This is a genomic window from Frateuria terrea (genome assembly GCF_900115705.1).
Lineage (GTDB): Bacteria > Pseudomonadota > Gammaproteobacteria > Xanthomonadales > Rhodanobacteraceae > Frateuria_A > Frateuria_A terrea.
Genome location: NZ_FOXL01000007.1, coordinates 196992 through 212774 on the forward strand (window position 1 = coordinate 196992; position 15783 = coordinate 212774).

At 64.9% G+C, this 15783-nt stretch carries 13 protein-coding genes; 5 read left to right on the forward strand and 8 right to left on the reverse strand.

Going from position 1 to position 15783, the window contains the following annotated elements; genetic code table 11:
* Positions 1-303 precede the first annotated feature (303 nt).
* The gene (locus tag BMZ38_RS13950) at positions 304-1023 is read right to left on the reverse strand and encodes a polyamine aminopropyltransferase (RefSeq protein ID WP_091338890.1); all 720 of its coding nucleotides are present in this window, start codon (positions 1021-1023) and stop codon (positions 304-306) included.
* 268 nt (positions 1024-1291) lie between these two features.
* Between BMZ38_RS13950 and BMZ38_RS13955 the strand changes: the two genes are divergently transcribed.
* Positions 1292-2209, forward strand: coding sequence for an NADP-dependent oxidoreductase (locus tag BMZ38_RS13955; protein WP_091338893.1), 918 nt, complete (start codon positions 1292-1294; stop codon positions 2207-2209).
* A gap of 231 nt (positions 2210-2440) precedes the next feature.
* On the opposite strand, the gene BMZ38_RS13960 is transcribed toward BMZ38_RS13955, so the two are convergent.
* Positions 2441-3331 (reverse strand): acyltransferase, encoded by an 891-nt coding sequence (locus tag BMZ38_RS13960; protein WP_091338897.1) that lies wholly within the window; start codon positions 3329-3331, stop codon positions 2441-2443.
* A gap of 493 nt (positions 3332-3824) precedes the next feature.
* Here BMZ38_RS13960 and BMZ38_RS17895 point away from each other — a divergent pair, with 493 nt between their 5' ends.
* Positions 3825-4190 (forward strand): YdeI/OmpD-associated family protein, encoded by a 366-nt coding sequence (locus tag BMZ38_RS17895; RefSeq protein WP_217638743.1) that lies wholly within the window; start codon positions 3825-3827, stop codon positions 4188-4190.
* 234 nt (positions 4191-4424) lie between these two features.
* Here the strand turns inward: BMZ38_RS17895 and BMZ38_RS13970 are convergent, their stop codons facing one another.
* The 6 genes from BMZ38_RS13970 to BMZ38_RS13995 form a co-directional block, all read right to left on the reverse strand.
* Positions 4425-4760 carry a hypothetical protein gene (locus BMZ38_RS13970; protein WP_091338901.1) on the reverse strand — a complete coding sequence of 112 codons (336 nt, stop codon included), beginning with the start codon at positions 4758-4760 and terminating at the stop codon, positions 4425-4427.
* Positions 4761-5505: 745 nt separating this feature from the next.
* Positions 5506-6399: a BRCT domain-containing protein gene (locus BMZ38_RS13975; RefSeq protein ID WP_091338904.1), complete on the reverse strand. Its 894-nt coding sequence runs from the start codon at positions 6397-6399 to the stop codon at positions 5506-5508.
* Positions 6400-6910: 511 nt separating this feature from the next.
* On the reverse strand, positions 6911-7405 hold the full coding sequence (locus BMZ38_RS13980; RefSeq protein ID WP_245747349.1) for a toll/interleukin-1 receptor domain-containing protein: 495 nt from the start codon (positions 7403-7405) through the stop codon (positions 6911-6913).
* Positions 7406-7719: 314 nt separating this feature from the next.
* Positions 7720-8454 (reverse strand): TSCPD domain-containing protein, encoded by a 735-nt coding sequence (locus tag BMZ38_RS13985; protein ID WP_091338910.1) that lies wholly within the window; start codon positions 8452-8454, stop codon positions 7720-7722.
* A 238-nt stretch (positions 8455-8692) separates the two neighbouring features.
* Positions 8693-9283, reverse strand: a complete 591-nt coding sequence (locus tag BMZ38_RS13990; RefSeq protein ID WP_175483833.1) for a histone H1-like repetitive region-containing protein — start codon at positions 9281-9283, stop codon at positions 8693-8695.
* A gap of 47 nt (positions 9284-9330) precedes the next feature.
* Positions 9331-11481 (reverse strand): adenosylcobalamin-dependent ribonucleoside-diphosphate reductase, encoded by a 2151-nt coding sequence (locus tag BMZ38_RS13995; RefSeq protein ID WP_091338913.1) that lies wholly within the window; start codon positions 11479-11481, stop codon positions 9331-9333.
* Between the two features lie 391 nt (positions 11482-11872).
* On the opposite strand from BMZ38_RS13995, the gene BMZ38_RS14000 reads away from it, so the two are divergent.
* From BMZ38_RS14000 to BMZ38_RS14010, 3 genes are all read left to right on the forward strand, one after another.
* Positions 11873-13249, forward strand: a complete 1377-nt coding sequence (locus BMZ38_RS14000; protein ID WP_091338916.1) for a Do family serine endopeptidase — start codon at positions 11873-11875, stop codon at positions 13247-13249.
* Positions 13250-13612: 363 nt separating this feature from the next.
* Positions 13613-14941, forward strand: coding sequence for a LysM peptidoglycan-binding domain-containing protein (locus BMZ38_RS14005; RefSeq protein ID WP_091338919.1), 1329 nt, complete (start codon positions 13613-13615; stop codon positions 14939-14941).
* A 12-nt stretch (positions 14942-14953) separates the two neighbouring features.
* Complete coding sequence (locus BMZ38_RS14010; protein ID WP_091338922.1) at positions 14954-15655, forward strand: HAD family hydrolase; 702 nt, start codon at positions 14954-14956, stop codon at positions 15653-15655.
* The last annotated feature ends 128 nt before the right edge of the window (positions 15656-15783 follow it).

Consider the following 15783-nt stretch of genomic DNA (forward strand, 5'->3'; position numbering starts at 1 on the left):
GTCGCCGATTTCTGTGGCGCCGCCGAACTGCGCAGAACGCCGGCATTGCGCAACAAGAGCTCTTGCACTCACGCGCCTATGCGCAGCAAAGGAGAGCGCACTGTTATAAGGGGCTCTGACCAGTTCTGTAGTTCTGCGTGTGTCGTGTGGCGGCACGATACGCCGGGTGGATGGGACGTCATGGCTCGCCGCGTACCGCAGGACGGACGCGCTCCGAGCCACTCGCCTCCTTGCCGGGAGCCCAGCCATGCACGCGCACTTGCGCACCGACCTCGTATCCACTGGACGGTGTCGTGACCCGCCTCATTGCCGCGCGCGTGCCAGGTAGACAGTCTGCGTGAAGGGCTGGCCGAGCAGCGGATTGTCGAACGTCACCGGCTCGGCCCAGGCTTCGGCGAACACGCCGGCCAGCCGCCCGGTGAAGGCGGGATCGGGACGCTCGTCGGACCACAGCCCGAAGATGCCGCCAGGTTTGAGATGCCGGCTCAGCGCCTGCAGGCCCTCGGGTCGGTAGAAGCTGCTGCTGCGTTCGTCCAGCAGCGCTTCGGGCGAGTGGTCGATGTCCAGCAGGATTGCGTCGAACTTTCGCGCCGGCCGTTGCGGATCGAAACCTCCGCTCGACGCCGCGAGGGCAAAGAAGTCGTCCTGGACGAAACGGCAGCGCGGATCGCCGGTCAGCGCCGGCCCCAGCGGCAACAACCCGCTGCGGTGCCAGGCGATCACCGGATCGAGATACTCGACCACCGCCAGCGAGGCCACGCGCGCGTCCTCCAGCACCGTGCGCGCTGTGTAACCCAGGCCCAGCCCGCCCACCACCACGTCGAGCGTGTCGCCTGCCAGCGCCGCCAGCCCGAGCCGCGCCAGCGCCTCCTCCGACGCGGTAAACAGGCTGGACATCAGGTACTCGTCGCCGAGCTTGATCTCGTAGACCTCGCGCTTGAGCACCAGCTCCATGCGATGGCGCAGGCTGACCGGCCCGATCGGCGTGGGGCAGTAAGCAAGTTCTTCGAAGAGCGGATGCATGAAGGCGGCCGGCGCAAACGGGAGCGCTCGAGCATAAGGGATGGGGCTGCACGCCCTCGCAACGGGTGGCTGGCACGGGAACAGGGCTGGCTTCAGGCGAGCCTCATTTCACGCCTGGCCCATCAACTCATCGCCATGACTTAAAGAAAACAGGGTCAGAGTGGGCTGTCCTGACTGCTCCCTGCTGTGGGCAAGGGATCAGGTTCAGCAGCACCGGCCAGGAAGGGGCTCCAACGCCGCCCCTGCCATTGCGGAGGAGAACACCTCAATGAAAGCCATCACCGTGACCGATCAGGCGGCCGGAAAGGCCGGGATGAAACTGTCCGAACGACCCGAACCCACGGCAGCCATAAACGACGTCATCGTACGCATCCACGCCTCTGGATGGGTAGGGACCGAGCTGGAGTGGCCCTCGACCTGGACCGATCGCCGCGGCCGTGATCGAACGCCGTCGATCCCCGGCCACGAGGTGGCCGGGGTGGTCACCGCGCTCGGCTACGGCACGACAGGACTGTCGGTGGGACAGCGGGTGCTCGGTCTGGCGGACTGGTATCGCGACGGCACCCTGGCGGAGTACGTGGCGATCGAGGCCCGCAACCTTGCACCGCTGCCGGACGATGTCGACTTCACGATGGGGGCGAGCCTGCCGATCTCGGGACTGACCGCATGGCAAGGCCTGTTCCAGCACGGGCGCCTCAAGTCGGGCCAGCGCGTCCTCGCGCACGGTGCGGCGGGAGCCGTCGGCACGATGGTGACGCAACTCGCACGCGAAGCTGGCGCCTACGTCATCGGCAGTGGGCGCGCTGCCGACCGCCAGAAGGCGCTCGACTTCGGCGCGCACGAGTTTGTCGACCTGGACAACGACACGCTGGGAGACATCGGCGCGGTCGACCTGGTGTTCGACGTCATCGGCGGGGACATCGGCAAGCGCTCCGCGGAGCTCGTGAGCGCCGGGGGAACGCTGGTGTCCGCGGTCGGCCCGGTCGAAGTCCCGCCCCGCGATGGCAAGGCGATCGACTTCGTCGTCGAGGCCGACCGCGCGCAATTGAACGAGATCGTCCAGCGCGTGCGCGACGGCCGGCTGCGGACGAACATCGGCAGCAACGCGACCCTCGACGATGCCATCGCCGCGTTCAATTCGACCAAGCGGAGCCGCGGGAAGACGGTCATCCACGTACGTCCGTGAGGACACGAAAACAGGGGTCAGCGTCGGCTTTGAAAGTCCACTCTGCCCCTGTTTTGTTCGCAAGCCGCTCGACATCAACACAAGGCCTTTGGCCCCCGAAGCAACCGGTGAGGATCCATTTCAGTGAAAAGTGCGGACAGAGGCTGCTCCCCCAAATAAAGTGAGCCTGACCCTGTTAGCTAATGCGAGCTTAGAAAAGGGGCTCTGACCCCGTTGTTCCGCCGTCAGCTCTCAGCCTTCCAGCAGTCGCTCCACGTCGGCATCCTTTTGCGCCCACACCGCGTTGATCCAGGCCTGGAAGCGCTCGCGGAAGGCAGGGTCGTTCCCGTAGTCGCCGCGCAGGGCCGGCTCGATGGGACGCTGGCGCACCAGCACACGGATGTCGCGGATGCGGCCGGCGATCAGGTCCATCATCGAGCCGGCGCCGCCGGCATAGACGAGAGTGACGTCCAGGATGGCGTGCAGGCCCTCGCCCATCGCGTCGAGCACGAAGGCCACGCCGCCGGCGCGCGGACGCAGCAGATGGCGGTAGGGAGAACCCTGCGCCGCGTGCTTGGCGCGGGTGAACCGCGTGCCCTCGACGAAGTTCATCACCGACACCGGCATGTGGCGGAACTTCTCGCAGGCGCGGCGGGTGGTCTCGCGATCCTTGCCGGCCAGTTCGGGGTGCCTGGCCAGCTGCTCGCGCGAGTGACGCTTCATGAAGGGGAAATCCAGTGCCCACCACGCCGGCCCCAGCAGCGGCACCCAGATCAACTGGCTCTTGAGGAAGAAGCGCAGGAACGGGATGCGGCGGTTGAAGGTCTTCTGCAGCACGGGGATGTCCACCCAGCTCTGGTGATTGCACAGCACCAGGTAGTTGCCGTCCGGCCGCAGCCCCGCCAGCCCCTCGATCCGCCAGCGCGTGCGCGTGAACAGATCGAACAACACGCCGTTGACCCCGATCCAGCTCTCCGCGATCGCCACCAGCGCACGCGACAGCGCCACACGCGCGCCGCGCCATGGCAACACGAGCTTGACCAGGGTGAGCGCGAACAGCACCGCCACATGCGCCACCGTGTTGGCGGCAAGCAAGAGCATGGCAAGCGGGACGCGCAGCGGTGTGGGTAGCGAGGCGAACATCGGGCTGGACCGTCGTGGGGCGCTGTAGCGTAGCGCGCGGCTGCCGCGGTCGCCTGGCCAAAGCTGGGTGTTCTCATCCGCCCCGCCCATAGGCCACCACGCCCCAGCTAGCTTGCGGTGGGTGAGCCGGACGCCGCTAGCTAGCGATCAGTCCCTTGGAACGTCCTGCGCCGACTCCTGCCCGTATACCGAACCCGAACGGGGTCAGGTTTGCTTCCATTGGCCAGAGAAGTGAACCTGACGCCGTGGACGAGTGCGAACTCCCACCCGTCATGCCCTTGGAACCCTCCATGACTGATCCGGCCCTGACCTTCAAGACACAAGCCGAGTGGGACGCCTGGCTTGAGCTCAACGGAAGTGCGGCCCCGGGGGTGTGGCTGCGCCTTGCCAAGAAGACGGCCGCACAACCGACCGTGTCCTATGCCGAGGCACTGGAGAGCGCGCTTTGTCACGGCTGGGTGGACGGCCAGAAGCAGGCGGAGAGCGAGCACCATTGGCTCCAACGTTTCACGCCCAGGACCGCCAGGAGCCCCTGGTCCAGGATCAACACGGCCAAGGCCGAAGCCCTGATCGCGGCGGGACGGATGCGCCCTGCGGGGCTCCGCGAGATCGACCGGGCCAAGCAGGACGGGCGCTGGGAAGCGGCGTACTCGTCCGCAGCCGATCCACCGTCCCCGACGACTTCCAACAGGCGCTCGACGCCAACGCGAAGGCCAAGGCGTTCTTCGCGACACTCGACAGCCAGAATCGATTTTCCGTGCTGTACCGGATCCAGAACGTCAAGAAGGCGGACACCCGGGCCAGGAAGATCGCCCAGTTCGTCGAAATGCTGGGCAGGGGACAGAAGCTTCGCGGTTAATTCGCTCCATTCCCTCTGGAGGCCATGAGGTCATGGGAAAACGGGTTCGCGGGGAAACGGGATCTGGCTGAAACAACAAAAGGGGACGTGGCAAATTAACTGTGGCGAGGCGGCCGGAGCCCACATTTAATTAGCACGTCCCCTATATTTCGGTAATGCCCTCCTCCCCTTTATTGGATTAAGACGGCCTTAATTCCCCAATCCACTTCATTCCGGATCACCCGTTACCGGATTCTACCCGGCATCGACTTCCCTCTCGGCCTGCTCCTTCTCCAAACGCCTCCTCTCAGCTTCCTCACCGCGCAGGATCATCTCTCGATGCTTCTCGACCTGCTCTGGCGTCATTAGATGTTCTTTTGAGTCGAGATTGTCCTTGGCCATTTTGCCAGCCACCTCAGGAGCCCGCTTAACGGCTTCCACACCGAGCTCGACCGCTAACATTCCTACATTTGCAGCCGTCTTCCCGATCAGCTTCGACACAGAGGAAAGCTTATCGCTCTTATCGCCGAAAGCAAACCCATCCCTCACTTCACCGAGGGCATCTTTTAATTTGAAATAGGGGAGTTTCATTTATTTCTTCTCCACCCTTTTTAAATTAAAGTCGTACCCGGGCCTATCCTTTCGGCCCTGTGCCTCCGCGATTCGGATCGCCGCGTGCTCGGTCTCGCACTCCGCCGTCTTCGAGAACGAAGCGGACGCATTCGCTTTCCTCATTTCATAGTGCACTACATACTTCGACATCGTAAAACCCCCTGTTTTACTTACTTCACTGCGGTCCTGACCTAGTTAGCACGCCAACTCATACTTACCAACGTGGCAGCAGAGTGAACCTAGCCCCGCTAGCTGTTCCTGTTGCTGGCGAGCACCGCGCGGACGTGGGCCTCGAAGGGATAACATCAGGTCCTAAGAAGGAGCTCTGACCTCGTTAGTCGAGAAGGCGGACACCCGGGCCAGGAAGATCGCCCAGTTCGTCGAAATGCTGGGCAGGGGACAGAAGCTTCGCGGTTAATTCGCTCCATTCCCTCTGGAGGCCATGAGGTGATGGGACCGGGGAAACGGGATCTGGCTAGGTCTGCTCTCTCTCGGACACCACGTCCCGTTCGTCCCATTTAATTTGCCACGTCCCCTTTTACCTTGCTCTCTCTCGGACACCACGTCCCGTTTGTTCCATTTAATTTGCCACGTCCCCTTTACCTCGAACCGGTTACGATCAGAGAGCAACAACTGGCCTAACGGCGCGTAATTGGGGCAGCCCAAAACAAGGGTCAGAGTCGACTTTTTAAAAGTGCACTCTGAACCCGGCTTTCGCCTTTATTCACGCATAGTCGAGAGCGGCGTCGTGGAAGTCGACCTCGTGAACAATCGCCACCCGAACACCTGCCTTCCTTAGCTCAACCGCTTTCTCGACCTTGCGTCCGTAGCATGCATACGCCCAGCAGGGGTTACCTTCGGACCCGATCACAAGGTAGTTCACCTTCTTCGAGGGAGATGCGTAGGTCTTGCCACCTAGCGAAGTCACTTTCGCTTCAAGCTGTGCGCGGGACATACGCGCCGAGGCCCCGGTGAAGCAGAACCCGTGGCCCTCGAAAACGATCTCGGGGTTCACTGCGCAGAGTCCAACGATCGACCCTTCCTGGCATATCGGGGCACTAGTAATCGTCCGCCCATCCTGCAGTGCAACGAACTCAGAAAAGAATGACAACAGCGTCTTGTGCTCCAATTCGTCGATCTTCCCGTCGGCAAGAACCGCAGTGATCAGGCTGCCAATTTCATCGAACGGCCAGCAGGATCTCAGATGCTGGCGCTGTTCCATCCAATCAGACAGGCCTCGCAGCTCAGCTTCCGAAATGCGGGCATCAGCGATGACGCCACCAAGAACCGCATGGAGCCGCTGAAGGTCAGCGCTTACCCGGTCGAAAAACTCTTCCGAGCGCAGGCGACCGCACAACCAAACGATGTCCTCCCGTTCCTCTTGGGAGAGAACTCGGCCCGCCATTGCGGACATAACGGCGGGGACCAGCTCATTGAACGGGTGTCGGTCTCGCAGCTCCCGGTGCTCTGCTAGCCAGAGGTCCAGGTAATCAAGCTCAGTTCCATTGATCAGCCCGTCTATCGCAATCCCCTCCACGATTCCCAGGAGAGAGTTGATCGCCTTGGCTAGACGCGCGCGCCCCGTGTACTTGGCATAGCGGAGGTGATCCGGATGCATATTTGTCCCCCTGTCCATCCTCTGAGTGCGACAAAAAGCGAAAACGGCGGTCAGTCGAGCTTTTAAAAGCGTACTCCGGTCCCAAAAAAAGGGGACGTGGCAAATTAACTACAGTGGCCGAGGCCCACATTTAATTAGCCATGTCCCCTTTTATTGCCGTGACGATAGCGATTACAGCTTGAGCGGAGTTGAGCTTGTCTTCTATGTCGGTAAGCCAATCGGTCCCCGCGGGCATGGACCCGGGGAGCTAGTGCAGAAAACACTAACCCCGTTTGCGAAGACCTTCTCAATCTCCGCCTTCACTGCGTTTGCAAATTCACCATCGCTAGTCGCGTGGCTTATGAATAGCCTCGGCTTCTGGATCTCGTGATCCATAGTTCCCCTCTTTATTAAGAAGACAAATAACGGGGGCCAGAGCGCAACTCGTTTTGGAAGCAATCCGACTTTTTTCTTTGCTCCCAGTTTTCGTAACGAGGACTCCTTACGCTCAAGGCTCACTAATGGCGCACAGTCATTCGCTTAGATTAAGGGACACGAGCTCCGCGAGCTTCGCAGCAATCTCCGCCATTGATTCTTCTGCGGTACTTAGACCGCTGCGCGAGCCAAGGAGCGGGCTGACGTCGCGAAGAGCCTCATAGGTCGTGTTGTGCACGACGGGAACGAGCTGATCTCGCGCTAGCAACGCCGAAAGCTCTTTGTCGGCGATGCCCTCCTGAGGCAGGCGGCGCAGCAGGGCTGGAGTCACCAGCACGAGGCCGATTTTCGAGTTTGCCAAGCCCTTGTCGATTGCGCGCATCAAGGGTAGGCCCAGAAGAACGTCCTTCTCGCTGAACCAAACAGAGACCCCGCGCGCCACAAGCAAATCGTGTAGTTCCTTCGCGGCGCCCTGCCGGTCATCCCAAGCATGGCAAAGGAAGACGTCCCGGAGGTCAGGCAACGTCGCTCGGTTCTCGAATGTGCGGCGGATGGGCGTGAGCGCCTGCACCTGGGCGACCGTGTAAGACACAGACGAACCAGCTCGCGACCAGCGCGGCCTTGCGCTGCTGGACCCGCCGCTGCCGCTACGGCCACCGCTACCGCCTCCAAAAGAAGTGTGTGATGGGTACGAGTAGTCCGAATATGACCTACCACCATAGCCGCTACTTCGGTAACGGCATGCCGGACAGGCTGCGGCCGCCGCCGCTGAGCTATGTCCACGTACTGGCGCTGTACACCTAGCCATTTCAAAGTCCCTCTTGATGTGCAATTAGGTTGTTAACCAACCAGCGTGTACAAAAAAGGCGGCATTACTGCCGCCTCGCTTGCTTCGCGGAAGCTATCTCACCCGCACTTGCTATACCCACAATTCAAACAAGTCTGACACCCATCCATCAGCACCAGCGCCTGCGTATTGCACTTGGCGCACAACGTCGCCCCCGGCGGAAACCCACTGGCATTGCTCTCAGTGTTTGAGGCAGCCTCAGCCGCCTTCTTCCCCGCCGCAGCCGCCTCATACGCGGCCCGCTTCTCGGCCACCAGCTTCTTCTGCGCCTCATCCATCTCCGGATCATGGATGAGCCCGATGTTCTTCATATGCTGCTCGATCACCGCCCCGATCTCGGCCACGATGCTCGGCATATAGACGCCACCGGCCTTGAAGTACCCACCGCGCGGATCGAACACCGCCTTCATCTCCTCCACCAGGAAGGTCACGTCGCCGCCCTTGCGGAACACGGCGGAGATGATGCGGGTGAGCGCGACGATCCACTGGAAGTGGTCCATGTTCTTCGAGTTGATGAAGACCTCGAAGGGGCGGCGCATTTCATGCGGCGTGCCCTGGTTGAGCACGATGTCGTTGATGGTGACGTACAGCGCGTGCTCGAACAGCGGCGACTTGATCTTGAAGGTGGAGCCGATCAGCGCCTCGGGGCGCTCGACGGACTCGTGCATCTGGATGATTTCGGCCTGGCGTGGCTCGGCCTTCTTTTCAGGCTGCGCGGCGGCGACCGGGGCGGCCTTGTCTTCGGGCTTGACGACCTGGTAGCCCTTGATCTTCTTTTCGATCTTGATCGTCATGGGTGTGTTCTCTTTGTGCTGGGGCGTCGCTAGGGCGACGGCCGGGTGGTGTGCGACAGGCGTATCGCGAAAGGGGAAATCCATCTGGATGCAGCGGAGCGGGAGATGGATTTCCGCTTTGGCGGTGCGGCGGCGCAGGCTCGGGGCGGGAGCAAAGTCCCTGGCGGGAGGCGGTGCGCGGCGGGCAACTTCGAAGAGACTCCGGCCCGGGCAGCGCCCGGGCCGGAGCCGGTGCTGCTTACTTGCGGCGGGCTGCCTTTTTCGGCGCCGCCTTCTTGCTGGCAGTGGACCGCTTGACCGTCGACTTGGCGACGGCCTTCTTGCTGGCGGACTTCTTCCCTGCCGCCTTCTTGGGAGCGGCCTTCTTCACGGCCGTCTTTTTGCTGCTGACCTTACGGGTGGCCTTCTTGGCCGGCGACTTCTTGGCAGCGGCCTTCTTCGGCGCGGCCTTCTTGGAAGCAGCCTTCTTCGGCGCTGCCTTCTTGGCGGCGGCCTTCTTCGGAGCCGCCTTTTTGGCAGCGGCCTTCTTCGGCGCAGCCTTCTTGGCCGCAGCCTTCTTCGGCGCTGCCTTCTTGGCGGCGGCCTTCTTCGGCGCTGCCTTCTTGGCGGCCGCCTTCTTCGGCGCTGCCTTCTTGGCGGCCGCCTTCTTCGGAGCCGCCTTCTTGGCGGCGGCCTTCTTCGGCGCAGCCTTCTTGGCGGCGGCCTTCTTCGGAGCGGCCTTCTTGGCCGGCGCCTGCGGAGCGGGCGCGCCCATCGGCGCGGCGGCCGGCGTGTCACCCGTGGACGGCATGGAACTGTTCGGTGCCTGGTTTTCGGTATCGATGGACATGGTGGTCTTCCCCTCCGACTCTGGTTTTGTGTGGGACCCGCTGTTGGCTAGAACTTGCCGTAATAGCCTTCCTTCAAGGCATCGAACAGGTTGGCGGCGGTGTGCATTTCGCCGTCGTATTCCACCTGCTCGTTGCCTTTCAGTTCGATAACGCTACCGTCTTCCAATTCGAAGCGGTAGAGGGTGCTTTCCAGGTCGGCTTCCTTCACCAGCACGCCCTGGAAGGCGGCGGGGTTGAAGCGGAAGGTGGTGCATCCCTTCAGGCCCTGCTTGTAGGCGTAGAAGTAGATGTCCTTGAAGTCTTCGTAGGGGTAATCGGTGGGCACGTTGGCGGTCTTGGAAATGGACGAGTCGATCCATTTCTGCGAGGCGGCCTGGATGTCCACGTGCTCCTTCGGGCTGATGTCGTCGGCCGCCACGAAGTAGTCCGGCAGCTTGTTGGCCGGCTCGTCGGTGAAGACCTTGGCTTCGGCGTTGATGAGCGCGCGGTAGGCGAGCAGCTCGTAGCTGAGCACCTCGACCTTTTCCTTGGACTTCTTGCCCTCGCGGATCACGTTGCGCGAGTAGCTGTGCGCGAAGCTCGGCTCGATGCCGTTGGAGGCGTTGTTGGCCAGCGACAGCGAGATGGTGCCGGTGGGCGCGATCGAGCTGTGGTGGGTGAAGCGCGCGCCGGTCTCGGCCAGCTGCTCGACGAGGTTGGGCGCGACGGTGGCGACGCGCTGCATGTAGCGGCTGTACCTGGCGTGCAGCACACGGCCGGGAATGGTGTCGCCGACCTTGTAGCCGTCCCTGGCCATTTCCGGGCGCTTGCGCAGCATGTCGCCGGTGACGGTGTAGTCGCGCGCCAGCACCGGGGCCGGGCCTTTTTCCTTGGCCAGATCGAGCGCCACTTCCCAGCCGGCCACGGCCATCTCGCGCGAGACGTCCTCGGTGAAGCCGACCGCGGCTTCGGAGCCGTAGCGCATCTTGAGCATGGTCAGGGTGGAACCCAGGCCCAGGAAGCCCATGCCGTGGCGGCGCTTGCCCATGATCTCGTCGCGCTGCTGCTGCAGCGGCAGGCCGTTGATCTCGACCACGTTGTCGAGCATGCGGGTGAACACCTTGACCACGTCGCGGTATTCGTCCCAGTCGAAGCGGGCCTTGGGGCCGAACGGGTCGCGCACGAAGGTGGTCAGGTTGATCGAGCCGAGCAGGCAGGAGCCGTACGGCGGCAGCGGCTGCTCGCCGCAGGGGTTGGTGGCGCGGATGTGCTCGCACCACCAGTTGTTGTTCATCTCGTTGACCTTGTCGATCAGGATGAACCCGGGCTCGGCGTAGTCGTACGTCGAGACCATGATCATGTCCCACAGGTGCCGCGCGCGGATGTGGCCGTAGATCTTGCAGGCGACCAGGCCGTCCTCGCGGTCGACGTAGTTCTCGTGGGTGGGCCACTCGCGCCAGACCACCTTGGCCGGGTCGGTGAGGTCGAGCTCGTCCTGCTCCTTGACGTGCACCGGGAACACCAGCGGCCAGTCCTGGTCGTGCTCGACCGCCTGCATGAAGCCGTCGGTGATCAGCAGGGAGAGGTTGAACTGGCGCAGCCGGCCGTCCTCGCGCTTGGCGCGGATGAATTCCTTGGCGTCCGGGTGCGAGATATCGAAGGTGCCCATCTGCGCGCCGCGGCGGCCGCCGGCCGACGACACGGTGAAGCACATCTTGTCGTAGATATCCATGAACGACAGCGGGCCGGAGGTGTAGGCGCCGGCGCCGGAGACGTACGCGCCGCGCGGGCGCAGCGTGCTGAATTCATAGCCGATGCCGCAGCCGGCCTTCAGCGTCAGGCCCGCCTCGTGGACCTTCTCCAGGATGTCGTCCATCGAGTCGCGGATGGTGCCCGACACGGTGCAGTTGATCGTGGAGGTCGCCGGCTTGTGCTCCAGCGCGCCGGCGTTGGAGGTGATGCGGCCGGCCGGGATCGCGCCGCGGCGCAGCGCCCACAGGAAGCGCTCGTACCAGTGCGCGCGCAGCTCGGGAGTGGCCTCCACCTCGGCGAGGGCGCGCGCGACGCGCTGCCAGGTCTCGTCGATGGTGCCGTCGACCGGCTCGCCCGACTTGGTGCGCAGGCGGTATTTCTTGTCCCAGATGTCGTAGGAAGCCGGTTGCAGCGGGATGGCTGCGGCATCACGGTTGGCGGCAAGTGGTGCGCGCATCGTGCTCATCGGATTGTTTGACCTCCGGCCTTGCGACCCGTCTTTTAAGAGTTGTTCCGTCCACGCCATGCAACGGCCGTGGCGTCCCTTGCGGACGGCACGGCGGCATGCGCTTTGCTGATCTTCCCGGCCTTACGGCGCCCTCCCCCGAGGTTGTCGCATCGACACAGTACTTGGGAGAGCGACCGAGCGACTCACACAAGATGTTGTGGTGCGACCGGGCATGAACGGTATCGCTGGCCTGCGTAGGCGTCAACTGAAAAATTGATCGTCCTGTGCCTACGCGGCCTGGCGCGGTCGTGCGCGCGGTCGTCGTCACCGGGGAACCCGGCTGGCCGGTTTACAGTCGCAGACCCGGTGCGCTTTTTTTGACGAGTTTGCTCAACCCAAGGAGATCCGCATGACCGCCCGCTGCTTTTCCCTCGCCCGTGCGTTCGCTCTGTGTGGCGTGTTGCTGCTGGGCTGGCCCTTCGCCAGCCAAGCCGCGCTGCCGGCGAGCGTGGCCGGCGAGCCGCTGCCGTCGCTGGCGCCGATGCTGCAGAAGGTGACGCCGGCGGTGGTGAACATCTCGACCAAGACGCGCGTGGCGGTGCGCGATCCGTATTTCGACGACCCGATCTTCCGCCAGTTCTTCGGCCTGCCCTCCTCGCCGCGCGAGCGCGTGGAGCAGAGCCTGGGCTCGGGCGTGATCGTGGATGCGGCCAAGGGCTACATCCTGACCAACAACCATGTGGTGGGCGGGGCGGACGACATCACGGTGACGCTGCAGGACGGGCGCACGTTCAAGGGCAAGCTGATCGGTACCGATCCGGACACCGACGTGGCGGTGGTGCAGATCCCGGCGCAGCATCTCAAGGCCTTGCCGGTGAGCGACTCGTCCAAGCTGCGCGTGGGCGACTTCGTGGTGGCGGTGGGCGATCCGTTCGGGCTGGGCCAGACGGTGACCTCGGGCATCGTCTCGGCGCTGGGGCGCTCGGGGCTGGGCGGCTCGGGCTACCAGAACTTCATCCAGACCGATGCGTCGATCAACCCGGGCAATTCCGGCGGCGCGCTGGTCAACCTGCGCGGCGAGCTGGTCGGCATCAACACGATGATTCTCTCGCCCTCGGGCGGCAACGTGGGCATCGGCTTCGCCATCCCCAGCGACCTCACCGCGCAGGTGATGGGCCAGCTGATCGCGCACGGCAAGGTGGTACGCGGCAGCCTGGGCGTGCAGACGCAGGACATCACGCCGCGCATCGCCAAGCTGCTGGGCCTGTCGGCCAGCCAGGGCGTGGTGGTGACCCGCGTCGCGCCGGGCTCGGCGGCTGCCAACGCGGGCCTGGCGCCGGGCGACGTGCTGCAGTCGATCGACGGCAAGCCGTTGCACGACAGCGACGAGCTGCGCAACGCCGAGGGCCTGCTGCCGCTGGGCAGCCAGGTGAAGCTGACCGTCTCGCGCAATGGCGCCGCGCGCCAGGTGAGCGCCACGCTGACGCCGGAGAAGCTGGCCACGCTCGACGGCGCCACGCTGGATGCGCGCCTGGCCGGCATGCGTTTCAGCGAGCTGTCGATGGCCCAGCGCGGCCAGGGTGTCGCCGGCGTGGCGGTCGCGGCGGTACAGCGCGACAGCCGGGCCGACCGCGCAGGCCTGGCGCAAGGCGACATCGTGATCGGCGTGAACAACCGCCGCGTCGCCAGCCTGCGCGACCTGCGCGGGCTGGTGGCGATGCAGCCGCAACAGCTGGTGCTGGTGGTACAGAACGACGAGGGCGTGCAGTACGTGCCGATGGATTGAGGGCAACGCCGTGGATGGATGTCGACACTCAACTGATGTTGCGCCCTCTCCGCTGCGGGGAGAGGGTTGGGTGAGGGGGGCGTTCTTGCGTAGGAGGCCTGTTCGTGCGCCCGACCGGGGCTTTTTGACTTGGATCTGTAGCGATATTCCCGCGAGCCCCGCCCCTCACCCCAGCCCTCTCCCCGGACGGCAGAAGGAGCACAAGCACGTGTCGCCCTACTCCGCCTTTCCTTAACGCCAACCTGTGACCCTGCTTGATGTTTGGCGATGGGACCGATGAAATACCGGACTCCCATCACTGCGCGCATGCCGTCTGCACGGCACGCTCACGCCACTCCTCGTAGCCGTAGGTCGTCCGAAGTCATGCCCGTCCGTTCCGTCCGCCTGTTCGTCGTCGCGCTGCTCGGCGCCTGCCTCACGTCCGTCGCCTTCGCGGCCGGTCCCACCCTGGTATTGCGCGGCGACGTGGCCACCACGCGCGGCATGATGGAGGAGGTGGCCAAGGCCTGGGCCCGCAGCGGCCACGGCAAGATCGACCTGCAGCCGTTCAACACCGCCTCGGGCCTGGACGCGCTGCGCAGCGGCAGTGCCGACATCGCCGGCAGCGCCCGCCCGGGCAACGGCAGCGCGGCCGAGGCCGGCCTCAACTTCACCCCGGTGGCGTGGGATGCGCTGGTGATGGTCACCCACCCGTCCAACCCGGTCAGCAGCCTGACCCTCAAGCAGCTGCACGACATCTACTACGGCAAGATCACCAACTGGAACCAGGTCGGCGGCCGCGACGAGCCGATCGACGTGTACGCGGTGGCCAGCCCCGGCGACGGCGTCGAGTTCAGCCTGCGCAAGCTGTTGTTCGGCCGCGGCAACCAGCCGGTCGCCGCGCCGCGCCTGTACGTCAACACCGCCAAGCTGGAAGAGGCGGTGACGCTGGATCCGAAGGCGCTGGGCGCGACTACGCTCTCGCGCGTGGCCGGCAACGGCAAGGTCAAGATGATCCGCATCGACGGCGTCGCGCCCAGCGCCGGCACCGTCGCCAGCGGCAGCTACAAGCTGTATGCGCCGCTCTACCTGGTGACCAACCCGTCCAGCCCGCATGCCGCCGAGGCGCAGGCGTTCGTCGACTTCGCCACCTCGGACAAGGTGACCGCGGCGCTGCGCTCGCACAGCGCGGTGCCCTACGCCGCCGGCGCCGCACTGGCCTCGATGGATACCTCCCGCCGCGCGCAGATCCTGGCCGCGGTGGGCGCGCATGCCGTGCCGCAGCCGACGCCGAGTGCGCCGCCGTTGGCCGCGCCGGGCGCCACCTATGCTTCGCGCGCCGCCATCGCGCCGACCTCCGAGCGCACGGCCGAGGCGCGTCGCGCGCTGGAAGAGCGCCGCGCCAAGGCGGCCGAAGTGGCCGCGGCCAAGGCGAGCCTGAAGGGCGTCAAGGGCGAGGCGACCACGGTCGATGCCGCCGGCGCGCGCGCCCCGGCCTTCGCCAAGGTCACCGCCAGCGCCACGGTCAAGTCCACCGCCGCCAAGGCCAAGTCCGCCGCCGCGCACGCGCGCACCTACAAGGTCGCCAAGGGCGACACGCTGTTCTCGATCGCCCGCGCGCATGCGGTGGACGTGGCCGACCTGCGCAGCTGGAACCACCTGAAGGGCAACGCGGTGAAGACCGGCCAGGTGCTGCGCGTCGCCGAACGCTGAGCGCAGGCGCGCGTGCGCATCCTCGCGCTCACGCTGGACCTGGACGACACGCTGTGGCCGGTGCTGCCCGCGCTGGAGTGCGCCGACCGTGAGGTCGACGACTGGCTGCGCAGGCACCATCCGGAGGTCGCCACGCGCTGGCCGATCCCGGCGATGCGGCAGCTGCGCGCGCAGATCGCCGCCGAGCGGCTGGACCTGGCGCACGACTTCACCACCCAGCGCCAACTGACCATGCAGCGCGCGTTCGACGCCTGCGGGCTGGGCGAGGCGCCGGTCGAGGCGCTGTGGGAGGTCTACTTCGCCGCGCGCAACCGAGTGGAGCTGTACGCCGACGCGCTCCCGGCGCTTGAGCGGATCACCGCGCGCTGGCCGGTGGCGAGCCTGACCAACGGCAATGCGGACCTGGAGCGGATCGGCATTCATACGCACTTCCACTGCCACGTCTGCGCGCGGGATACCGGCGTGGGCAAGCCGGACGCGCGGATCTTCCGCGAGGCGGTGCAGCGGCTCGGGGTGGCGCCGGAGCACATCCTGCACGTGGGCGACGACCCGGGGCTGGATGTATGCGGCGCGCGCGATGCGGGGCTGCGTACGGCGTGGATCAACCGCGACGGCCTGCCATGGCCCCGCGAACTGGGAACGCCGCCGGATCTCGACCTGCCCGACATGGAGGCGTTGGCCGATTGGCTCGAGCAGAGCCAGGGGGGCTTGTAGTTTCGACCGGCGTTCCCGCGAGCCCCGGAGGGAGAGGGCTCCAGGCGGCGCGAGCGTGAGATTTGTTGTTCCAGGCAGTGAGTACGGGTTTGGCATACCCGGCCGTTCGGCGCATCATGTTCGACTCG